This is a genomic window from Sphaerimonospora cavernae (assembly GCF_042435035.1).
Taxonomy (GTDB): domain Bacteria; phylum Actinomycetota; class Actinomycetes; order Streptosporangiales; family Streptosporangiaceae; genus Sphaerimonospora; species Sphaerimonospora cavernae.
The window spans coordinates 129,350-150,619 of record NZ_JBHMQT010000032.1; the positions used below are offsets into that span (position 1 = coordinate 129,350).

Consider the following 21,270-nt stretch of genomic DNA (forward strand, 5'->3'; position numbering starts at 1 on the left):
CTCACAAGGAAGGCCGGCAAATGTTGAAACGCATTCATGCCCTGGTCGCGGCGGTGGCCATGGGCGGCGCGATGTTCATCGCGCCGCCCGCCGCCGCGACCACGGCGCCCCCGGCGCCGGAGCACCTGGCGGTGTCGCCCACCCCCGTGATCGTCAGCACCGACACGGGCACGGCGGCGACGTTCACCTTCGAGACCGCCGCGGACACGAGCGGTTCGGCCAGGCTCATCGACCCGCGCGGCCACCACGTCTCCCTCACCGTCAGCGGTACGGGCACCTACACGGCGACGCGCACGTTCACGCCCGCCGACAGGCCCGGGTGGTGGAAGCTCGTCGCGACGGCGACCAAGGACGGCGAGTCGACCCGCGCGATCCAGCCGTTCCAGGTCAAGGTCCAGGTCCAGCGGGCGACGAGCCTGGACTTCGACGCCTCACCCGACCGGGTCGGGCGGGGTGACAGGGTCGACCTCCGCGGCACGCTGAAGGTCAAGGAGCGCACCTGGCAGGGCTACGGCGGCCAGCGGCTGAACATCATGTTCAAGCCGCTCGGCGGCTCCTACAGCCGCGTCGCGACGGCCACCACCGATTCCAGCGGCCGGTTCCGGGTCGCCGAGCGGGCCTGGCAGTCCGGCTGGTGGCGGGCCGAGTTCGCCGGGACCTCCGACTCCCAGGCCGCGGTCAGCGACAGCGACCGCGTCGACGTCAGGGCCTCGGCACGCGACAGCCGCATCACCGGGTTCGACGCCTCCCCCGATCCCGTCGCCGACGGCGGGACCCTCCACCTGCGCGGCACGCTGCAGATCGGCGACCGGTGGGACTGGGACGGCCACCGCGGCCAGCAGGTGAAGATCATGTTCAAGCCCGACGGCGGCCACAGCTGGCGGTACGTCACCTCCGACCGGACCGACTCCCGCGGCCGGTTCCAGGCCGACGTGACGGCCACGGCCTCCGGCTGGTGGCGGGCCGAGTACGCCGGCTCGCACGGCGTACGGGGCTCGGTGAGCACGGCGGAGCACGTGCGCGTGCGGACGCCCGAGCCGCCGGTGGTGGTGATCCCGCGGTCGGCCGCCACCCGCATCGTCAAGTTCAACGCGGGTCCCGAGCCCGTCAAGCGCGGCAGGACCATGTACTTCCGGGGCACGCTCCAGATCTGGGACCGCGGCTGGGACGGCTACGGCCACCAGAAGGTCACCGTGCAGTTCAAGAAGGCGGGCACCAGCCACTGGAAGACCGTGAAGAGCACCCGGACCAACGGTTCCGGCAAGTTCTACACCACGACCAAGGCGACGTCGTCCGGCACCTGGCGGGCCGTCTTCGCCGGCAACGCCGACGCCAAGCGCTCGTACTCCCACCGGGATTACGTGTGGGTCAGGCGCTGAGCCATGAACCACTGAGGCACTGAAGCCTGCCTCGCGGGCGCCCGTCCCCGGACGGGCGCCCGTCGGCATGTAGGAGGTCGGCCGCGGAAAGCCGTACGATTCGGGCGGAGGTGACCCCCCTGAACCTGCATGAGCTGACCGCGATCCAGCCTCCTCCCCCACTGTGGCTGGTCGTGCTGTCCGGGTGCGCCGCCCTCGCACTCGTGGCGTACGGCCCGGCCTGGCACGCCACCCGAGGGCTGATCACGATTGCCCACGAGGGCGGCCACGCGCTCGCGGCCGTCCTGACCCGCCGCCGGCTGAGTGGCATCCGCCTCCACTCCGACACCTCCGGTGTCACTTTGACCAGGGGAAGACCGACCGGCCCCGGCATGATCGTCACCGCGGCCGCCGGCTATGTCGCGCCCTCGCTGATCGGGCTAGGTGCCGCCTGGCTGCTGGCCGCCGGACACGTCACGCTGCTGCTGTGGGCCGTGCTCGCGCTGCTGGCCTGCATGCTGTTGATGATCAGAAATTTCTTCGGCGCCGTGGCGCTGCTCGTCGTGGGCGGTGCGATCTTCGCGTTGTCCTGGTTCGCCCCGCCCGAGGTCCGGGCCGCCTGCGCGCACGCCGGGGTGTGGTTCCTGCTGCTCGGCGGGGTTCGCCCGATTCTGGAGCTGCGGTCCAAGCGGCGGCGTGGCCGCACACCGGACTCCGATCCTGACCAGCTCGCCCGACTCACCCGCGTCCCAGCCGGCCTCTGGGTGGTGTTCTTCCTGTTCGTCTCCGTCGCCGCACTCGCCGCGGGCGGCTACATGCTCATCAGCGGCCACCTCATCGAGCTGCCGGCCCGCTGAGGATCGAACCGGAGCGACGCTTGAGGACGCGGATCTGGGCCGGGATGCGCGTACGCAACTCGGCGACGTGGCTGACGATGCCCACGGCCCGGCCGCCCTCACGCAGGCCGTCCAGGATGTCGAGCACATCGTCGAGGGTCTCCTCGTCGAGCGTGCCGAACCCCTCGTCCACGAACAGCGTGCTCATCTCGGGACCGCCGGCCTCGTCGGCGATCACATCGGCGAGGCCCAGGGCCAGGGCGAGCGAGGTCACGAACGTCTCACCGCCGGACAGGGTCGCCGGATCGCGGGCCGCCCCCGTCCAGCCGTCGAGCACCCGCAGCGCCATGCCGCCACCCGAGCGGGCCCGGTCGCCCGCCACCCGCCCGAGATGATGTTCCAGCAGATAGCGCCCTCCGGACATCTGGTCGAGCCGCACGTTGGCCGCCGCGACCACCTGGCCGAGCCGCTCACCCAGCACGTACGAGGAGAGCGGCATCCGGTACTGGTTGTCGGCGGAGGTGCCGGCGGCGAGCCCGGCCAGGCGCTGGGCGAGGCGATACCGTTCCGCGGCGGGCAGGTACCGCTCGTGGGCGCGGCCGAGTTCCCCGGCCAGCCCGGCGAGCTGGCCGTACCGCCCCTGGGCTCGGTCCGCGGCGGACAGCCGCGTCTCATGATCGCGCTCCGCCCGCTCGTGTTCGGCTTCGAGCGCCGCCACGTCCGGGTCCGGCGCGGCAGCGGCGGCGGCGAGCTCGGGATCGGCGAGCTGCGCCTCGACGGCGGCCTCGTCGGCGGCGAACCGCCGCAGACGCTCGTCCATCGCCTCGCGATCGGCTTCGTTCCGCACCGCGTCCCCGGCCTCCTCCACCGTCGCGAATCCCGCCTCGGCCGCGGCGGCCCGCGCCGCGGCCAGCGCGTTCTCCCGCTCCCGCTCGGCGATCTCGGCCGCGGCCGTCGCCTCGGCCGCCTCGTGGAGCAGCGCGACCTCGGCGGCGAGCCGGTCCAGCCGTGCGGCCAGGGACGCGTCCTCGCCGCGGTGGGCGTCGAGCAGCGTGGCCAGCCGCCTCTCCTCCTCGGCGAGCCGATCGCGGTGCGTCCTGGTCTCGGCCGTCTCGAGCTCCGCCGTCCGGGCGCGCTCCTCCACCTCCCCGAGCTCCGCCGCGAGCCGCCGCGTCTCCTCGGCCAGTCCGGGTTCCTCCGCCGCCTCGGCGTCCGCGGCGCGCAGCGCCTCCCGCGCCGCCTCGAGGGCGCCTACGGCCGTGCCCTCCTCCTGTGGACCGGCGGCGGCCAGGGCCTGCTCGTACGCCGTGCGCGCCGCGGCGGCGGCCGCGACGGCGTCGACGGCGACCGTGATCAGGCCCACCTCGGTCTCGATCCTGTCCCGCCGGGCACGGACGTCGGGGTCGTCGCCCAACGCGTCGGCCAGGCGCGAGGACAGGCGGTCGCGCTCGGCCAGCAGTTCGCGCTCGCGGGCTCGATGCCCGGTCAGCGCGTGGCCGGCCTCCTCGGCCTGCCCGCGGAGCTCCTCCAGCTCGGCGGCGAGCCGTAGGACCTCGGCGGCCAGCGCCGGTTCACCGGCGGCGACCTCCCGCTGCGCCGTGTGCTCCGACTCCGCCCCGGTGAGCAGCCCGGCGGCCTCGTCCTGCGACAGCTCCTCCGCTCTTCCGGCGACCTCGTCGAGACGGGCCTCCAGCCCGGCGACCCGCGTCTCGGCCGCCTCCCTGTGCTGCCGGGCGGCCTCGAACGCGTTCTGCGCGTTCTGCTCGTCTTCGGCCGTGGGTGCGAAGTCCGCCGGCGCGGCGGGGGCGGGGTGCTCGCCGGATCCGCAGACCACGCAGGGACTGCCGGGCACCAGTTCGCGGGCGAGCTCCGCCGCCATGCCGTCGATGCGGGCGCGGCGTACGTCCTGGAGCGCGTCTCGCGCCTGCTGGGCCTCATCGACCGCCGCCTGGCGTGCCGCCTGCGCCTCCGCCAGTTCCGCCGTCAGGACGTCCCTGGCCTGTGCCGCATCGAACCGTTCCCGCGCCCTGTCGCAGGCGGCCCGCAGGCCGGGCACCCGGGCCGCGGCCGACCGCGCCTCGCCCAGGCGGGCCTCGGTCTCATGCAGCACCGTGGGCGACTCGGCCAGCCCGGCGAGCGCCGCCGCCTCCCGCTCGGCCGCCGCTTCGGCCTCGCGGCGCGCGTCGGCGAGCAGGCCGTCGATCTCACGAAGACGCGTCTCCTCCGCCGCCCGCTCCTCCAGCTTGACGAGCTCATCGCGGCGCGACCGCTCCGCCTCGGCCAGGTCGGCGGCGGCCCGGTCTCGGGCAGTCAGGTCCCCGGCAGTCAGGTCCCCGGCAGTCAGGTCCCCGGCAGTCAGGTCCGTCGGCAACGCCGCGAGGGCGGCCTCCTGTGCGGCTCCGGCGGCGGCCAGGTCGGCGGCGCGGGCCTCCCGGCGGCGGATCTCCTTCAGATCGCGTTCGGCCGCGTCGCGTTCGGCCGCCAGCCCTGCCCGCCGGGCGGCGGCGATCCTGGCCTGCGTCAGCCGCGTCTCGGCCTGTTCCCGCTCACCGGGCAGGACGGCCAGGCGTGCGGCGGCCTCGGCCGCCAGCCCGGTCAGCTCCACCATGCGGCGCTCGGCCGTGTCGTGATCCGCCCGGACGGTGGTCAGCCGCGTCTCATCGGGCAGGAGTTGCTCCAGCCTGGTCATCTCGGCCCGGCGTTCCCGCTCCCGGTCTCGAAGGGAGCCGTCCCGCGGGGAGTCGCCGGCGACGAGGGGCAGCGCGCGGCCGACCGCGTCGCCGGCCAGCCGCCGCGCCTTGTCGGCCGCCTCGGCCCGCTGGCCGGCCTGGCGGATCAGCGGGAGCACCCGGTCGGCCCTGGCCGCCTGGTCGAGCATCGACCGCAGGTCGGCCCGTTCCTGAGCGGCGCCGGCGAGTTCGTCGCGCCGGGCCAGGGCGGCGGCGTGCCGCCGGCGACGCTCGGCCAGCGCCCGCCCCTCCTCCAGCCGGGACCGGGCGGCCGTCAGCGCGGCGGCCGCCCCGGACCGCTCGGCCGCGGTGGCCGTGACCATCTCGGCCGCAGCCTCGAGCAACGCGGCGGACCACGCGAGCGGGTCGTCCGCCGGGTCGGTTCCCGCCGCCGCGTCCTCGTCACCCTCATCGGCGGCATCGAGCCCCTGATCGAGCACCGCCAGCAGGTCGGCGCCGGACGCACCACGCATGCGGTCGGTCACCGAGACGACCGCGTCCCGGAGCGCCTGCCGCCGGCGCCCGGTCTCGGCGCGGTGATCGGCCAGCCACTTCTCCAGGTCGGTGAAGAACCGCACCGAGAACAGACGCTCGAGCAGCTCGGCCCGCCTGTCCCCGCTCGCCCGCAGGAACTGCGCGAAGTCGCCCTGCGGGAGCAGTACGACCTGGCAGAACTGCTCGGCGGTCATGCCCATCAGGTCGTTGATCAGGTGGCCGGCCTCGTCACTGCGGGTGCTGCGGGGCGCCCACTCGCCCGCGATGTGCTCCTCCAGCAGGGTCTTGGCCTTCTCCTCCATGAGGCCGGTGCCGCGCAGCTTGGGGCGCATCCACGCGGGCGACCGCGTGATCCGCAGGCGGCGACCCCTGATGGTGAAGTCGAGAACGACCGCGGGGCCGCGGTCCGGCGGGGCGTGGTCGCACCGCAGGGTTCGCGCCTTGTCCCGCTGCCCGGGCACCCTGCCGTACAGCGCGAAGCAGACGGCGTCGAGCACGGTGGTCTTGCCCGCGCCGGTCGGCCCGTGGATGAGGAAGAGCCCCGCCTCGCCGAGCGCGTCGAAGTCGACCTCCTCGGTTCCCGGGAAGGAGCCGAACGCGGTCAGCCGCAGGCGGTGCAGTCTCATGACGCCTCCTCGATCCGGCAGGCCTCCACGGCCTGCGCGAGCACTCTCGCCTCCGCCTCATCGGCCGGCTCGCCTCGCACCACGCGCACGAAGTCGAGCGCCACGTCGATCTCCGCGCGCCCGTCGATCCTGACCGGGCGGGCGGGGGCGTCGGACGGGCCATCGGGCTCGAAGGAGAGCGCCAAGGTGTGCGGGAAGCGGCGGCGCAACCGTTCCATGGCCTCCCTGGGCCGGACCGGGTCGGTCAGCGTCACCTGCAGCCAGTGCCCCTCCCGATCGGCGTACCGCCGGTCGGTCAGCAGGTCGTCGATGTGCCCTCGCAGCGTGCCGACCGGGCGGGGGACGGGCGCGGGGACGAACTCCGCGCGCGCGGCGCCCTCCGGCGGGAGATCGACCAGCCAGGAGCCTTTCACGTGGCCGGCCTCGGAGAACGAGTAGGCGATCGGGGACCCGGAGTAGCGGACGGTCTCGCTCATCGTCTGCCGGCCGTGCAGGTGGCCGAGCGCCGCGTAGTCGATGCCGTCGAACGCGTTCAGCGGCACGTGGGACACCCCGCCGACGCTGATGTCCCGCTCGCTGTCGCTCGCCTGCCCGCCGGTGACGAAGGCGTGGGCGAGCACGACCTTACGCCGGGCCGGATGGGCGCGGATCCTCCCCATGGCATGGCGGATGGCGGCGGTGTGGCTGCGCTCGGCCAACTCCCATCGGTCCTTCACCAGTTCGGGCTCGAGATAGGGGATGCCGAAGAACGCCACGTCGTCGACGAGCACCGGCTCTTCGGCCCTGTCGGGGTCGGTGCGCAGGTGCACCCGCTCCATGAGGGCGGAGCCGAAGCCGAGCCGTACGGCCGAGTCGTGGTTGCCGCTGATCAGCACGGTGTGCACGCCCAGCGCCTTCAGCCGGGCCAGCGCCTCGTCGCACAGCGCCACCGCGTCCACCGGCGGCAGCGCCCGGTCGTACACATCGCCGGCCACCACCACGACGTCCACCCGCTCGTCGCCTACGGTCCGGACGAGATGGTCGACGAACGCGGCCTGAGCGTCCAGCAGGCTCTCCCGATGGAAGGACCTGCCCAGATGCCAGTCGGAGCTGTGCAAGACACGCATGTCGCAGGAAGCTAACAGGTTCGTGGCATTCCCGTCGCCCCGACGGTCGGAAAATATACCCAGGCCCGAAAACGAGTAATGACTTAATCTGGACTCGGTATCGAAGTCGTACCGGGAGCGGACTCATGAACGTCGGCCGGGGGACGATTGGGATGATCGCCGGCATCCTGCTGGTGGTACTGGCCACTCTGGGCTACCTGCTCTCGCCCCCGACGTTCGACCCCGCCCCACTGGCCGCCTCGGAGAGCTTCCACTCCCTTCCGCCGCAGCCCGCGAGCGAGACCCGCCCCGTCGCCGCGACCGCGCCGATCAACACCCAGACGGTCATGGTGCCGGCCCGCGACGAGACGCTGAAAGCCGTCATCAGATATCCGCTGACGCCCGGCAGACACCCCGCGATGGTCTTCGTGCAGGGCTCGGGGTCGGGCAACGGCTCGGAGTTCGACCAGCAGGCCGAGTGGCTGGCCAGGGCGGGCATCGTGACCCTCGCCTACGACAAGCGCACGGTGGGCTACTCCTTTCCGCACCGCGACTTCTCGCTGCTCGCCGACGACGCCCTGCGCATGCTGCGGGTGCTGCGGCAGCGGCCCGACGTCGATCCCGCCAGGGCGGGGTTATGGGGGGTGAGCGAGGGCGGCTGGGTCGTGCCGATCGCCGCCGGCACCGGGGAGGCCGCCTTCGTCGTCCTGGTGTCCTCGCCGAACGTCTCGCCGATGCGGCAGGTCGCCTGGGCGCTGAACGAGCAGCTGCTGCGCCTGCACGCCCCGCCCGGCGTGCGCGACCTGCTCACCCGCGCGATGGGCGGGGTGGGCTTCGAGTTCCTCCGCCACGACGGGGTCCCCGCGCTGCGCGGGATCAGGCAGCCCGTCCTGGCCCTGTACGGCACCGACGACCCGTCCATCCCGTTCGTGGAGAGCACCGACACGCTCGTCAACGCCCTCCGGGACGGCGGCAACGCCGATTACACGATCCGCTTCCTCGCCCGAGCCGATCACGCCATGCGGATCGGCGGCGGGCCGTACGCGCCCGCGTACCTGCCCACACTCGCCAACTGGATCAGGGACCTGCCCGGCACGGCCGAACCCGCGGTGGCGATGGCCGGGGCGACACCGGTGCAGCGGTTCGAGGCCAGTGACGTGCCGGCCGCGCCCTGGTACGGCCACACCACCATTCTGTGGCTGACCCTCTGCCTGGCCGCCGTCGGCTATGTCGCCGCCCCGGTCACCGAGATGGTCGTCCGCCTCCGGGCCCGCGATCCCCGGCTCCAGACGGACCTCGAGAGGTGGCCCGCCATCCGGCGGCGGCTACGCCGGATGGCCTGGGTCGGGCTGGGCGAGCTGGCCGCGGTCATCGCCTTCATCACGCTGATCGTGCTGTTCTCGGTCAACCAGGCCGGCGCGTGGCCCGCCGTACAGGCCGGGTGGCTGGTCGTACGGCTGCTCGCCGTGGTGATGCTGGTGCAGGAGGTGACGGTGGCGGCGGCCGTCATGACCGCGCTGCGCGCCGGGTGGGAGCCGACGCTCTGGCAGCGCTGCGTGCTGGCGGGTGTGCTCGGCGGCACCGCGCTGCTGCTGGTCACAGCCGCCTACTTCGGGCTGTTCGCCATTCCCTGGTGAGCGTCAAATGGCGGTATCGAGTCTCCCGTCCGGCTCAGCGAGCCGGGCTTTCCTCCGGCGTGACCGCTTCGATGGAGGCGTGTCCACGAGGCGAGAACCGACTGAGGGGCGAGAAACGACTGAGGAGGCGGGGCGGGGCACCGCGCTGATCGGCTGGGTGGCGCTGTCGGCCGTGCTGCCGGGGGCCGCGCACCTGCGGGCCGGGTGGCGGCGCACCGGGACGGTGCTGCTCCTCACCTATCTGTCCACCGTCACCTGCGTGGTCCTGGTGGCCGCCGGCGCGGACGCGGGGCTGGCCGGGCGGGCGCTCAACTGGTTGAGTCAGATCGCCGCGGTCGCGGGGGCCGTCGCCGTCGCGTGGTTCTGCCTGATCATTCATTCATATTTCGTGCTGCGGCCGGGGCGGCTGCCGTACCCGGGGCAGATCGCCACCGGGCTGATCGCGGGGGCGCTGGCGGTGACCATGGCGGCGCCGTTCGCGCTCGCCGCCCGATATCTGGCCGTCTCCCAGCAGACACTCGACTCGGTCTTCGGCGCGTCGGACGCCGGACCGGGCCGGCCCGGCGATCCCTGGGTGGGCCGGGGACGGATCAACGTGCTCCTGCTCGGCGGAGACTGGGGCCGCGACCGGATCGGCATGCGGACCGACAGCATCAACGTGGCGAGCGTGGACGTCCACACCGGCAGGACCGTGCTGCTGGGCCTGCCGAGGAACCTGGAGCACGTCCGTTTCCCCCCGGGCAGCCCGATGGAGCGGCGCTTCCCCTACGGTTTCGAGCTCCCCGAGTCCAAACCCGGCTGGCGTGAGGACCTGCTGTTCTCGGTATGGCAGTACGCGGAGGATCACCCCGAGCTGTTCGGCGGACGCCGCGGCATGGGGGCCGAGACGCTGAAGCAGACCGTGGCGTACACACTCGGCATCCCGATCGACTGGTACGCGCTGGTCAACATCTGGGGGTTCGCGAAGATCATCGATGCGCTCGGCGGCCTCGTGCTCACCGTCGACCACGACATCGTGTTCGGCCGGTACGACGAGGGCCTGCTCCCGGCGGGCACCCGGCGGCTCAGTGGCGCCGAGGCGCTGTGGTACGCCCGGTCCCGCACCTACAGCGACGACTTCGCCCGCATGCGCAGGCAGCGCTGCGTGTTCAACGCGCTGCTCGCCCAGGCCGATCCGGCGACCGTGCTGCGCCGTTTCACCCGGATCGCCGCAGCCGCCCGGGGGATCGTCCGTACCGACATCCCCCGGCCCATGCTGGAGCACCTGGTGCCGCTCGCGTGGAAGGTGAAGCAGGCCGGGGTGACGAGCCTGCAGTTCATGCCGCCAATGATCAGCACGGCCCATCCCGACTGGGACCGCATCCGCGAGCTCACCGCCAGGGCGATCGAGGCCCGCCCCGCCCCCAGGTGGCCTGCGCCGTCCCCCGCGGCCCCGTCCGCCACCGCCCCGATCTCCGACGGCTGCGGCGCCGCCTAGACTGAATCACATCAAGTTGGCTTGATGTCGGTGCTGCGGAGTGGGAGAGGCCGGATGCCCCAGCTCGAACCGGATGCGATCTGGCTGAAGCCGGGGCAGGTCGCCGAGCGGGCCGGTGTCGCGGTCTCCGCGCTGCACTACTACGAGAGCCTGGGGCTCATCCGGAGTCGCCGCACGAGCGGGAACCGGCGCGAGTACAGGCGCGACACGTTGCGGCTGATCGCTTTCATCCGCGCCGCGCAGCGGGTGGGCGTCTCGTTGGAGAAGATCAAGGATGCGCTCGATCGGCTTCCACGGGAACGCGTCCCCACGAAACGCGACTGGGCCCGACTGGCCCGCCAGTGGCATGACGACCTGACCGCCAGAATCGAGGAGCTGACCGCGCTGCGGGACCGGTTCTCCGACTGCATCGGCTGCGGCTGCCTGTCACTGCGGTCCTGCCCCTACTCCAACCCGGACGACATGCTCGGCAGGAAAGGGCCCGGGCCCCGGCGCCTTCCCTGTCGGTAACGGCCGTGCCGGTCACCCAACCGTGATCACGATCTTGCCGCGCCCGTGCCCTGTTTCGAGTTCGCGATGCGCGTCGGCGGCGCGGTCCAGCGGATACGTCGAGCGGATCAGCGAGGTGATCTCGCCCTTGCCGTACAGCTCGGCCAGGTGGCCCAAGCGCTCCGCGGAGCGGGTGCCGGAGAGGGTGGCGACCCCGACCTTCGGACCTTCCTCGTGCGCATAGATCGTCCGCGTCCGGGTGAGGTCCTTCGCCAGTTCCAGCGTGGCCGCCAGCGCTTCCCTCCCGGCGCCGTCGAGGACGACGTCGACGCCGTCGGGCGCGAGGCCGCGCACCCGGCCGACGAGATCGGACCGGTAGTCGACAGGTTCGGCGCCGAGTCCACGCAGGTAGTCGTGATGATCGGAGCGCGACGTGCCGATCACACGCGCGCCGCGCAACCGTGCCAGCTGTACGGCGAACCCGCCGACGTTCCCGGCCGCGGCATGGATCAACACCACGTCTCCCGGCCCGGGCCCGACCTCCTCCCAGGCGATCTCCGCGGTCTGTGCGCCCGCGGTGAACCCGCCGGCGACCTCCCATGGCATCGACGGCGGCTTCCGGACGATCTGGTCGGCGCCGACGACCACGTACTCGGCGTAGCACCCGAGCAGGCCGAAACCGAGCACCTCCTCACCCGGCCGCCACCCGGTCACGCCATCTCCGACGGAGTCGATCACCCCGGCGAACTCGTTGCCCGGGATCGACGGCAGCTCACCGGTCGCGTACGACGGGCGCCACCCCTCCCGGACCGCGAGATCGAACGGCTGAACCCCCGCCGCTCGCACCCGTACCCGTACCTGACCGGCGCCGGGCACGGGGTCGGGAACCTCACGCGTCTGGAGCACCTCCGGCCCGCCGGGCTCGGTGACATAGGAGACCTTCATGGATCTTCCTCTCATCGTCGGGAAGTCCACCGTCCTACATCAAGTCGACTTGACGTCAAGCCCGACTCCCCCCTCCCCCCCAAGGCCCGTGATCTTGCGAATCCTCGCATATAGAGCCGTGAACAGGGATTTCACGTTCGTGATCTTGCATTTTCTCGCAGACATACCCTCTGAGCAGCGAAAACACTGTCCGTGATCTTGCACCCACAACTGCAAGATCACAGACCGCATAGGTGCAGGTCAGATGGCTCGCCTGCAAGAATCTGCAAGATCACGGAGTCAATTCGCGCAGGTCAGAAGGGTGAACTGCGAGAAACTACAAGATCACGGAGTGTCGGGTCTGGGGCGGGGGCCTAGACCCGGAAGGACTCGCGGGCCAGACGCCGTACCCGCGTCTCGTCCACGGTGTGGCCGAGGCCCGGCTGCGTGAGCGGCACGGCGACGACGCCGCCCGAGGCGTCGACGGGCGGGAGGACGACCTGGGCGCTTCGCGGCGGCTCGGCGACGTCGCTCGGCATCGAGCAGCCCGGCATGCTCGCCACCGCGACGGTGGCGGCCCGGGCGAGACCGGCGCCATGCCCGCCGGCGCAGATGATGTCCCAACCGGCGGCGACCGCGTGGTCGTGCACGAGCCGTACGGCGCCGAGCGAGCCGAGCAGCGCGGGACGCAGCAGCAGCGCGCGGCCGGCGTTCAGGCCGACCGCCTCGTCCAGCTCGGCCACGGAACCGACCTCGACCGCCACCGCGGCGGTCACCCGGTCCTGCAGGTCGGCACTGGTCAGCAGATCCTTGAACGGCCGCTCGATGGCGACGACGCCGTAGGCGTCCAGCGCCTCGAGTTGGCCGATCCCGGTGTAGGCGCCGTGTCCGTCGACGGCGATGGCCAGGCCGGGGTAGGCGGCGCGGACCGCCCGGAGCGGCTCGACGTCCCAGCCCGGGTGGATGTCGAGCGTCACGTGGCCGTAGCCCGCGCAGACGTGCCGATTCACCCTGGCGATCATGCTTTCGACCGAACGGTCGGCGGCCAGCCGCACGGTCCCGATGAGGGAGGTACGGCTCCCGCCGAGGGCGTCCGCCAGCGGGACGCCGTTCATCCGGCCCCACAGGTCCCAGCACGCCATGTCGCCGGCCGAGCCGCCGGGGATCTGGCCGAGCTCGGCCGGGTGTTCCCAGTCGACGCCGATCAACGCGGGAAGCGACCGCTCCACGTGCGGTGCGGGCCCGACGAACTCGCCCCAGCCGGTCATGCCGCCGTAGTCCGTGAGTTTGACCAGCGTGGTCTCCGGACGCCTGCCGTACGGCAGGGTCATCCTGAAGACCTCCAACTCTCGGACGCGCGGCACCGTAACCCCCTCGCCTAGACCGTACGCCCACGGGGCCGGTGCTCGTTTCGTGGTGACCAGCAGGTCATCTCCGCCCGCCAGGGTCGCAGCGCGTCGCAATAATACTGCTTTATCCCTCTTATCCCTCCGCCGTTTCTCACCCTCCGCGAAGACCGCGCCTCTCCAGTCGTAGCGCAGATCATCCCCGCAGGTGCGGGGCCGACTCCACCTCTCGGACACGCGGCACCGGACCCCCGGATCATCCCCGCGGGCGCGGGGCCGACGGCCCGATCAATCCGTTGGCACGGTCAATCCACGCGAACATCTTTGAAGAAACGTCGCCACTTCCGGACATTCGGGGCAATAACGCGTGAGTAACAGTTCAAGACGACCTTAGCGAAGCCGGGACCGTCGCGAGTAGCGTCCTCGACATCGTCTCGGGTCCTTCCCCTTGGACTCCGGGAGGGGGCGGTCTCCGGTTGAACGGATCCTCGAGTCCTGTGGAGGAAATGGTGCGTCGGCGCGCGGTTGTCAAGAGTGGTGCTCTGCTCGTTGTCGGTGCCTTGGCGCTGGCGGCCTGCGGGACTCGGGCCGACGAGACCGGGAGCGGGTCCGGCGGTGACCAGAAGGTCGTGAAGATCGGTGTGATCGCCCCGCTGACCGGCAACCTGTCGGCGATCGGGCTGGGCATCCGCAACTCGGTCGATCTGGCGATCCGCCAGGCGAACGAGCAGAACGCCATCCCCGGCTGGAAGATCGAACTGCGTGCGGAGGACGACCAGGCGACCCCGCAGGTGGGCCAGCAGGCGGCCAGCACGCTGGCGGACGACACGGCGGTCGCCGGAGTGGTCGGTACGTACAACTCGAGCGTGGCCCAGAACGTGATGCCGGTGCTCGACAAGGCGAGCATCGTCCAGGTGTCGCCCGGCAACACCGGCCCGGCGCTGACCATGGGCGAGGACCTGGACAATCCGAAGCGGCCGTACCACAACTACTTCCGCACCTGCACCACCGACGCGATCCAGGGACCGTTCGGCGCGCGTTACGTCTACAACACGCTGGGCATCAAGAAGATCGCGACAATCAACGACAAGAAGACGTACGGCGTCGGCCTGGTGGCGCAGTTCACCAAGGAGTTCAAGGCGCTCGGCGGCGAAGTCGTCTCTGAGCAGACGATCAACCCGGACGACACGGACTACTCCTCGGTGATCGCCAAGGTCGCCGCGGCCAAGCCGGACCTGCTCTACTACGGCGGGGAGTATCCCCAGGCCGGTCCGCTGAGCCGGCAGATGAAGGCACGCGGGCTGAACGTCGCCCTGATGGGCGGCGACGGCATCGTCGACCCCAAGTACATCGAGCTCGGCGGCGACACCTCCGTCGGCGACTTCGGCACGAGTGTTGGCGCGCCGGTGGAGTCGCTGGACTCGGCGAAGGCGTTCGTGGAGGCCTACGACAAGGCCGGGTTCAGCGAGACGTACTCCGCGTACGGCGCCTACGCGTTCGACGCGGCGAACGCCATCATCAACGGGCTCAAGGTGTCGCTGAAGGACGCGACGGAGATCAACAAGGACGTGCGCGAGGCGACGATCCAGGCGGTGCAGAACATCTCGTTCGAGGGCACCTCCGGGCACGTGGCGTTCGACGAGTTCGGCGACAACACCACGAAGATCCTCACGGTCTACAAGGTCGACGGTGACAAGTGGGCGCCCGCCCACACCGACACCTTCAAGTAGTCCGTCAGGTGTGGTGACGGGTCCTCGGAGGTTCGGGTGCTCACCCAGTTCGTGCAGCAGTTGGCCAACGGAGTGGTGCTCGGTGCCATGTACGCCCTCATCGCGTTGGGCTACACCATGGTCTACGGCATCATCCAGTTGATCAACTTCGCACATGGCGAGATCTTCATGATCGGCGCATTCGGCGCGTTCACCGTGTACCGGTACATCCTGCCGGACGGGACGAGCCTGTGGATCGCACTGCCGTTGATGCTGCTCGGCGGCATGATCGCCGCGGTGGCGGTGGCGGTGGCGATGGAGCGGTTCGCGTACCGGCCGCTGCGGAACGCGCCGCGGCTGGCCCCGCTGATCACGGCGATCGGGGTGTCGATCGCGCTGCAGGAGGCGGTGCGGCTCTACTACCCCGATGCCCGCTCGAAGCTGGCCTTTCCGCAGTTGATCACCGGGGCGCCGATCCCGATCGGGTTCGGCGCGAGCGTGGACCGCGCCTCGGTCGTGGTGGTGCTCGTTTCGGTGATCTGCATGGTGGCTTTGACCCTGTTCGTACGGCGGAGCCGCATGGGGCGGGCGATGCAGGCGACCGCGCAGGACCCGGACACCGCCCGACTGATGGGGATCAACATCGACCGGGTGATCGTAATGTCGTTCCTGCTGGGGGCGGCGTTGGCGGCGGTGGCCGGGATGGCGCAGGGGCTGTACCTGGGACAGATCGACTTCCGGATGGGGTTCATCGCCGGGTTGAAGGCGTTCACCGCCGCGGTGCTCGGCGGCATCGGCAACATCCAGGGCGCCGTGGTGGGCGGATTCGCACTCGGCATCGTCGAGGTGATGGCGGTGCAGTACATCCCCGGCCAGTTCGGCGGCGGGGCATGGAAGGACGTGTGGGCCTTCGCGCTGCTGATCTTGGTGCTGGTGTTCCGGCCGCAGGGGCTGCTGGGTGAGCGAGTGGCGGACAGGGCATGAGCGGCGGCGGAGCGACCACCGAACAGCGGCGGCTGATCGACAGGGCCCGGGGGCGCGTACCGGCCACGACGGCCCGTGCGGCGGCGCTGCTGGGTGCTGTTCTGAGCCTCGCGTCGACGTTCCTGGCCTGGTCGTACGGCAGCGCGTTTCCCGGGAACCTGACGATTTACGGCTATCCCGGCGGGGCGCAGGTCTACGTGCTGGTGCTGGCGCTGGTCGCGATCGTGCTGCTGCTGCTCGAGGTCAGTCCCCTGCGCCGGGTGCTGGCGCCGGGCGGCACCGGAGGCGCGGTCCGCGTGCTCGCGTCGGGCGTTTTCCTGGTCACGGCGTTCACGGTCCTCGCGATCGGCGTCGAACTGGGCGGGCTGATCAACGTCGAGTGGGGCGGCTGGGTGGCCCTCCTGGCCGCCGCGGTGTTCGTCGTGGCCGGCCGGTCGCTGCCGGATGACCGCCCGGCGGTGTGGTCGTACCGTCTGCCGGACTGGGTGGAGTTCCTGGTCATCGCCGTGGTGCTCGGCCTCGCGCTGGCCGCCTTCGTGGAGGCGCTCGCGATCCCCGAGTGGGAGATCTTCCTGTGCTTCCTGGTCGCCCTGGGCGGCGCCCTGACGGCGGCATGGCGGCTGGGACTGGTCTCGTGGATCTCCGAGGTGGGGACGCGGCACCGGGGGGTGACGGTCACCGCGGCGTTCCTCGTCGCCGCGGCCTTCCCGTTCACCCAGGGCTCGGACAACCACTGGCTGAACGTGATGGTCAACGTCGGGATCTTCGCCACGACGGCGATCGGGCTGAACATCGTGGTGGGCCTGGCCGGGCTGCTGGACCTGGGCTACGTGGCGTTCCTCGGCGTGGGCGCCTACGTGGGGGCGCTGCTGTCCGGTGCGGCGGCGAGCACGATCGGCTGGAATCCGCCCTTCGCGGTCACGGTGGTGATCGGCGCGGTGATCACCGCGATCGTCGGGGTGCTCATCGGCACGCCGACGCTGCGGGTACGCGGCGACTACCTGGCGATCGTGACGCTCGGCTTCGGCGAGATCTTCCGGATCGCGGTGAACAACCTCGACGGCAGCACCGGCCCGCAGGTGACCAACGGCCCGAACGGCATCCCGGGGATCCCGGACCTGAAGTTCCTCGGGATCGACTTCGGCCAGTCCCACACGGTCTTCGGCATGAACCTGGGATATTTCGCGAACTACTTCTTCCTCGAACTGGTGCTGATGGCGTTCGTGATCCTGGTGTTCTCGCGGATGAACAACTCCCGGCTCGGCCGGGCCTGGCTGGCGATCCGTGAGGACGAGGTGGCCGCGCAGGCCGCGGGCATCAACACGTTCCGATTGAAGCTGCTGGCCTTCGCCCTGGGCGCGACGCTGGCGGGGATGGCCGGGACGATCCAGGCGCACGCCATCTCCTCCATCACCCCCGACTCCTACCAGTTCCTCAACTCGGCGTTCCTGGTCGCCGCCGTGGTGCTCGGCGGAATGGGCACGGTCACCGGGGCGCTGCTGGGGTCCGTGGTGCTGCTGCTGCTGCCGGAGAAGTTCCGGTTCTTCCAGGACAACAAGTTGCTGATCTTCGGTGTGACGCTGGTGCTGGTGATGCGGTTCCGGCCGGAGGGCGTGATCGCGAACAAGCGCCGGAAGGCGGAGTTCCACGAGGAGGAGATCTCCGAGGAGCTCGCGGAGGGGGCCCGATGACGGCGGACAGTGGGCTGGCGGCGCGTGAGCCGGTGCTGCGGGCGTCCGGGGTGACGATGCGCTTCGGCGGGCTGACCGCGGTCGACGGCGTCGACTTCACGGTCGGCGAGCGGGAGATCGTCGGGTTGATCGGCCCGAACGGCGCGGGTAAGACGACATTCTTCAACTGCCTGACCGGCATGTACGTGCCCACGGCGGGCCAGGTGATCTACCGCGGGACGCCGCTGTCGGGCAAACCGCACCTGGTCACCAAGACCGGCGTCGCCCGCACCTTCCAGAACATCCGGTTGTTCCCCAACATGACCGCGTTGGAGAACGTGAAGGTCGGCCGGCACTGCCGTACCACCGTCGGGGCGCTCTCGGCGCTGGTGCGTGGCCCGAAGTATCGGCGGGAGGAGCGGGAGACCGAGGCCCAGGCCCGGGAGTTGCTCGACTTCGTCGGCCTGGCCGACGCGGCGGATGTCCTGGCCCGCAACCTGCCCTACGGCGACCAGCGGCGACTGGAGATCGCCCGGGCCCTGGCCAGCGACCCCGGCCTGCTGCTGCTGGACGAGCCGACCGCCGGAATGAACCCTCAGGAAACCCAACAGACCAAGGATCTGGTGTTCAAGATCCGGGACCGCGGCCTGGCCGTGGTGGTGATCGAGCACGACATGCGGTTCATCTTCACGCTGTGCGACCGGGTCGCCGTGCTCGTCCAGGGCCGCAAGCTGATTGAGGGAAGCCCGGGCGAGGTCCAGCACGACGAGCGAGTGATCGCCGCCTACATCGGCACACCGGCTGGATCGGAGCAGCAGACATGACCGCGATGCTCGAGGTGGACGACCTGCGAGTCGCCTACGGCACCATCCTGGCGGTCAAGGGGATCAGCTTCCGGGTCGAGCAGGGTCAGGTCGTCACGCTGATCGGCGGCAACGGCGCCGGCAAGACCACCACGCTGCGCACCCTGTCCGGACTGCTCAAGCCCGCCGGCGGGCAGATCAGGTTCAAGGGCCGGCGGATCGACGGCACCCCGGCGCACAAGATCGTCGAACTGGGGCTCGCGCACTCGCCGGAGGGCCGGCACATCTTCCCCCGCATGACGATCGAGGAGAACCTGCTGCTCGGCGCCTACCTGCGCCGTGACGGCGCCGGGGTCAATCAGGACGTGCATCGGGCCTACGACCTGTTCCCGGTGCTCGGCGAGCGCCGCAGGCAGGCCGCCGGGACGCTTTCTGGCGGCGAGCAGCAGATGCTGGCCATGGGCCGGGCGCTGATGAGCCGGCCCGAGCTGCTCATGCTCGACGAGCCCTCGATGGGCCTGTCCCCCATCATGATGCAGAAGATCATGGAGACCGTCGCCGAGCTCAGGGCGGCCGGCACCACCATCCTGCTGGTCGAGCAGAACGCCCAGGCCGCGCTCACCCTCGCCGACCGCGGCTATGTGCTGGAGACCGGCCGCATCGTGCTCGAAGACCATGGGCAGGCCCTGCTCGGCAACGACCAAGTCCGCAAGGCCTACCTCGGCGAAGACTAGAGTTCAGTCCGGGCCTGTCGGGCGACTCCGATAGACCTTCATCCCCGCAGGCGGCAGGGCCTACACGGGCGCCACGAATCCTAGACAACACAGAACTCGTTGCCCTCTGGGTCCTGCAGCACCACGGCGTAGTACTCCATGTCCGGCTCATCCATGATCCGCAGCACGGCGGCACCAGCCGTGGTCAGCCGTTCCACCACAGTTGTGACCCGCTGCGTGCGAATCGCCAATGGGACGTCGCGCCCACCACCTACTTTCAGATCGAGGTGCACCCGGTTCTTGGCGACCTTGGGTTCTGGAACCTGCTGGAACCACACCCGCGGCCCCTGCCCGGTGGGATCGACGATCGACTCCGGGCTCTCGCCGGCACCGACGGGCAGCTCTTCTTCAGGCACCCCCATGTCCGCCCAATAATCCCGCCACGTGGCATGTCCCCCCGGCGGAGGTTCGGGCACGTATCCCAGAGCCTCGCTCCAGAACGCCACCAGTCTCCGCGGATCGGCGCAGTCGATCGTCAGCTGCAGTGTCATCTCCATGCCTGGAGCCTGCCAGACAGGTCTGACATATCTCGGTCACGACTGCTGCCCCAACCAACCCCTCCCCCTGCACGATCTACTGCAAGATCATAAAAGTACAAGATCACTAACTCAGACTGTCCACGGTTTGAGGGGATTGCTTGGGCCGACCCGAAGAGTTCGGCCTAGAGCTTCGGGCCGTGCGAAACATCCCGCGGGCGCAGGGCCGACCGGGCAGCTCGGACGAGCGCCTCGACCCCGGGCGGATCACCCCCGCGGGCGCAGGGCCGACGACCGGTTCGGGCGGACCCCCGGCCGGGGGCGGGATCATCCCCGCGGGCGCGGGGCCGACCGGTGAATCGTGGCGTTCACCCTGAGAAACTCGGGATCATCCCCGCGGGCGCGGGGCCGACAGGCCCTGAGCGATCCGCAGCGCCGTCCACGTCGGATCATCCCCGCGGGCGCGGGGCCGACTTGTTGCCGCGGTACTCGCGCAGCGCGGCCCGCGGATCATCCCCGCGGGCGCGGGGCCGACGAATGGCAGGCTCCGGGACAGGGACCGGGCCGCGGATCATCCCCGCGGGCGCGGGGCCGACATCTTATTCGGGTCGCACATCCTCGTGCACGTCGGATCATCCCCGCGGGCGCGGGGCCGACAGGCCACAATTCTCGGCGTTCTGTGACCGTAACGGATCATCCCCGCGGGCGCGGGGCCGACGACCACGTCTACCCGCGGCTCGACGCCCGACTCGGATCATCCCCGCGGGCGCGGGGCCAACGATCGGGCCTCCGACAACGCCCTGCATGATGAGGGATCATCCCCGCGGGCGCGGGGCCGACGGGCGGGGCTTTTGTCGTCTATGCCGGGCACCGGGATCATCTCCGCGGGCGCGGGGCCGACCGGATCGCGTCGAACGTCGACGCGTCGGACCAGGGATCATCCCCGCGGGCGCGGGGCCGACTGCTTCAGTCGTCGGCGGACCCAGCCGACCGGGGGATCATCCCCGCGGGCGCGGGGCCGACACCTTCGACGGTGAGGCGATCCCGAGCATCTCCGGATCATCCCCGCGGGCGCGGGGCCGACGTGGTCGCCTTCGTGGCCGAGGTGGCGGACGCAGGATCATCCCCGCGGGCGCGGGGCCGACATGGCGAGCAACGCACCTCCGCACCGCAACATGGGATCATCCCCGCGGGCGCGGGGCCGACTCGGCACCTGGAGAACTGAGCGGGTCAGTCGTGGGATCATCCCCGCGGGCGCGGGGCCGACACGTTCGAGGCGCCGTAGTACTGCTGAGCCAGCGGATCATCCCCGCGGGCGCGGGGCCGACCCGGCAACGACCAGCGCGCGAACGTCGTACAGAGGATCATCCCCGCGGGCGCGGGGCCGACCCACCGCACGAGCGATGGCCCGCGAGGGTGGGGGGCGGGCGCGGGGCCGACGTCGTGGTCGTCGTCGTGGTGGTACGGCTCGACGGATCATCCCCGCGGGCGCGGGGCCGACGTAGGGCGCTCCGTTGGCGCCCCACAGGACGTAGGATCATCCCCGCGGGCGCGGGGCCGACTCGTAGTTGTCGTGCAGCGCCTTCCGTGCCGCCGGATCATCCCCGCGGGCGCGGGGCCGACCGGAGGAAACACTCCCGGGGGAAGGTCTTCGCGGGATCATCCCCGCGGGCGCGGGGCCGACCTGCCGCTCCAGCTCGGCATCCGCCGGATCATCCCCGCGGGCGCGGGGCCGACGATTTCCACGTCCCCCAGGCGCTGGGCTGTGTGGGATCATCCCCGCGGGCGCGGGGCCGACGGCGATCGGCGACGCGAAGACCGAGTTGGATGAGGATCATCCCCGCGGGCGCGGG

The 21,270-nt window shown here is 71.2% G+C and carries 15 protein-coding genes and 2 CRISPR repeat arrays (1 of these 17 running past the window's edge); of the genes, 10 read left to right on the forward strand and 5 right to left on the reverse strand.

Annotation, left to right across the window (positions count from 1 at the left end; all coding sequences use genetic code 11):
- Positions 1 to 20 precede the first annotated feature (20 nt).
- Positions 21 to 1,379, forward strand: a complete 1,359-nt coding sequence (locus ACFHYQ_RS13975; protein ID WP_394301554.1) for a hypothetical protein — start codon at positions 21 to 23, stop codon at positions 1,377 to 1,379.
- 110 nt (positions 1,380 to 1,489) lie between these two features.
- A complete protein-coding gene (locus ACFHYQ_RS13980; protein ID WP_394301555.1) occupies positions 1,490 to 2,215 on the forward strand; it encodes a M50 family metallopeptidase in 726 nt (241 codons plus the stop codon).
- On the opposite strand, the gene ACFHYQ_RS13985 is transcribed toward ACFHYQ_RS13980, so the two are convergent.
- Together ACFHYQ_RS13985 and ACFHYQ_RS13990 are read right to left on the reverse strand one after the other, a co-directional pair.
- Positions 2,193 to 6,044 carry an AAA family ATPase gene (locus ACFHYQ_RS13985; protein WP_394301556.1) on the reverse strand — a complete coding sequence of 1,284 codons (3,852 nt, stop codon included), beginning with the start codon at positions 6,042 to 6,044 and terminating at the stop codon, positions 2,193 to 2,195. The two genes, ACFHYQ_RS13980 and ACFHYQ_RS13985, sit on opposite strands and share 23 nt — an antisense overlap.
- Positions 6,041 to 7,150, reverse strand: coding sequence for an exonuclease SbcCD subunit D (locus ACFHYQ_RS13990; protein WP_394301557.1), 1,110 nt, complete (start codon positions 7,148 to 7,150; stop codon positions 6,041 to 6,043). The genes ACFHYQ_RS13985 and ACFHYQ_RS13990 overlap by 4 nt, the downstream gene beginning before the upstream one ends.
- Before the next feature lie 125 nt (positions 7,151 to 7,275).
- Between ACFHYQ_RS13990 and ACFHYQ_RS13995 the strand changes: the two genes are divergently transcribed.
- From ACFHYQ_RS13995 to soxR, 3 genes are all read left to right on the forward strand, one after another.
- Entirely contained in the window at positions 7,276 to 8,766 is a 1,491-nt protein-coding gene (locus tag ACFHYQ_RS13995) for an alpha/beta hydrolase family protein (RefSeq protein WP_394301558.1), read from the forward strand.
- Between the two features lie 79 nt (positions 8,767 to 8,845).
- Positions 8,846 to 10,243 (forward strand): LCP family protein, encoded by a 1,398-nt coding sequence (locus ACFHYQ_RS14000; RefSeq protein WP_394301559.1) that lies wholly within the window; start codon positions 8,846 to 8,848, stop codon positions 10,241 to 10,243.
- Between the two features lie 54 nt (positions 10,244 to 10,297).
- Positions 10,298 to 10,753 carry a redox-sensitive transcriptional activator SoxR gene (gene soxR / locus ACFHYQ_RS14005; RefSeq protein ID WP_394301560.1) on the forward strand — a complete coding sequence of 152 codons (456 nt, stop codon included), beginning with the start codon at positions 10,298 to 10,300 and terminating at the stop codon, positions 10,751 to 10,753.
- A 12-nt stretch (positions 10,754 to 10,765) separates the two neighbouring features.
- Here soxR and ACFHYQ_RS14010 read toward each other — a convergent pair whose 3' ends face one another.
- Complete coding sequence (locus ACFHYQ_RS14010) at positions 10,766 to 11,677, reverse strand: NADP-dependent oxidoreductase (RefSeq protein WP_394301561.1); 912 nt, start codon at positions 11,675 to 11,677, stop codon at positions 10,766 to 10,768.
- A 353-nt stretch (positions 11,678 to 12,030) separates the two neighbouring features.
- On the reverse strand, positions 12,031 to 13,020 hold the full coding sequence (locus ACFHYQ_RS14015) for an enolase C-terminal domain-like protein (protein ID WP_394301562.1): 990 nt from the start codon (positions 13,018 to 13,020) through the stop codon (positions 12,031 to 12,033).
- 488 nt (positions 13,021 to 13,508) lie between these two features.
- Between ACFHYQ_RS14015 and ACFHYQ_RS14020 the strand changes: the two genes are divergently transcribed.
- From ACFHYQ_RS14020 to ACFHYQ_RS14040, 5 genes are read left to right on the forward strand one after another with little or no spacing between them, the layout of a single operon-like run.
- Positions 13,509 to 14,732, forward strand: coding sequence for a branched-chain amino acid ABC transporter substrate-binding protein (locus tag ACFHYQ_RS14020; RefSeq protein ID WP_394301736.1), 1,224 nt, complete (start codon positions 13,509 to 13,511; stop codon positions 14,730 to 14,732).
- Positions 14,733 to 14,768: 36 nt separating this feature from the next.
- Complete coding sequence (locus ACFHYQ_RS14025) at positions 14,769 to 15,695, forward strand: branched-chain amino acid ABC transporter permease (protein ID WP_394301563.1); 927 nt, start codon at positions 14,769 to 14,771, stop codon at positions 15,693 to 15,695.
- The gene (locus ACFHYQ_RS14030) at positions 15,692 to 17,386 is read left to right on the forward strand and encodes a branched-chain amino acid ABC transporter permease (protein WP_394301564.1); all 1,695 of its coding nucleotides are present in this window, start codon (positions 15,692 to 15,694) and stop codon (positions 17,384 to 17,386) included. The genes ACFHYQ_RS14025 and ACFHYQ_RS14030 overlap by 4 nt, the downstream gene beginning before the upstream one ends.
- Entirely contained in the window at positions 17,383 to 18,189 is an 807-nt protein-coding gene (locus ACFHYQ_RS14035) for an ABC transporter ATP-binding protein (RefSeq protein ID WP_394301565.1), read from the forward strand. Before ACFHYQ_RS14030 ends, ACFHYQ_RS14035 begins: the two co-directional genes overlap by 4 nt.
- Complete coding sequence (locus ACFHYQ_RS14040; protein ID WP_394301566.1) at positions 18,186 to 18,902, forward strand: ABC transporter ATP-binding protein; 717 nt, start codon at positions 18,186 to 18,188, stop codon at positions 18,900 to 18,902. Before ACFHYQ_RS14035 ends, ACFHYQ_RS14040 begins: the two co-directional genes overlap by 4 nt.
- Before the next feature lie 80 nt (positions 18,903 to 18,982).
- On the opposite strand, the gene ACFHYQ_RS14045 is transcribed toward ACFHYQ_RS14040, so the two are convergent.
- Positions 18,983 to 19,438 carry a VOC family protein gene (locus ACFHYQ_RS14045; RefSeq protein WP_394301567.1) on the reverse strand — a complete coding sequence of 152 codons (456 nt, stop codon included), beginning with the start codon at positions 19,436 to 19,438 and terminating at the stop codon, positions 18,983 to 18,985.
- A 243-nt stretch (positions 19,439 to 19,681) separates the two neighbouring features.
- Positions 19,682 to 20,807: direct repeats of the CRISPR family, unit length 28 nt; unit sequence GGATCATCCCCGCGGGCGCGGGGCCGAC.
- 83 nt (positions 20,808 to 20,890) lie between these two features.
- Positions 20,891 to 21,270: a CRISPR direct-repeat array (repeat unit 28 nt; unit sequence GGATCATCCCCGCGGGCGCGGGGCCGAC) (it continues 250 nt past the right edge of the window).

Bases quoted from the DNA above. Each gene is read 5' to 3' on its own strand.
- ACFHYQ_RS13975 (WP_394301554.1), top strand. From the start codon at position 21: ATGTTGAAACGCATTCATGCCCTGGTCGCGGCGGTGGCCATGGGCGGC.
- ACFHYQ_RS13985 (WP_394301556.1), bottom strand. From the start codon at position 6,044: ATGAGACTGCACCGCCTGCGGCTGACCGCGTTCGGCTCCTTCCCGGGA.
- ACFHYQ_RS13990 (WP_394301557.1), bottom strand. From the start codon at position 7,150: ATGCGTGTCTTGCACAGCTCCGACTGGCATCTGGGCAGGTCCTTCCAT.
- ACFHYQ_RS13995 (WP_394301558.1), top strand. From the start codon at position 7,276: ATGAACGTCGGCCGGGGGACGATTGGGATGATCGCCGGCATCCTGCTG.
- soxR (WP_394301560.1), top strand. From the start codon at position 10,298: ATGCCCCAGCTCGAACCGGATGCGATCTGGCTGAAGCCGGGGCAGGTC.
- ACFHYQ_RS14010 (WP_394301561.1), bottom strand. From the start codon at position 11,677: ATGAAGGTCTCCTATGTCACCGAGCCCGGCGGGCCGGAGGTGCTCCAG.
- ACFHYQ_RS14020 (WP_394301736.1), top strand. From the start codon at position 13,509: ATGGTGCGTCGGCGCGCGGTTGTCAAGAGTGGTGCTCTGCTCGTTGTC.
- ACFHYQ_RS14030 (WP_394301564.1), top strand. From the start codon at position 15,692: ATGAGCGGCGGCGGAGCGACCACCGAACAGCGGCGGCTGATCGACAGG.
- ACFHYQ_RS14035 (WP_394301565.1), top strand. From the start codon at position 17,383: ATGACGGCGGACAGTGGGCTGGCGGCGCGTGAGCCGGTGCTGCGGGCG.
- ACFHYQ_RS14040 (WP_394301566.1), top strand. From the start codon at position 18,186: ATGACCGCGATGCTCGAGGTGGACGACCTGCGAGTCGCCTACGGCACC.
- ACFHYQ_RS14045 (WP_394301567.1), bottom strand. From the start codon at position 19,438: ATGGAGATGACACTGCAGCTGACGATCGACTGCGCCGATCCGCGGAGA.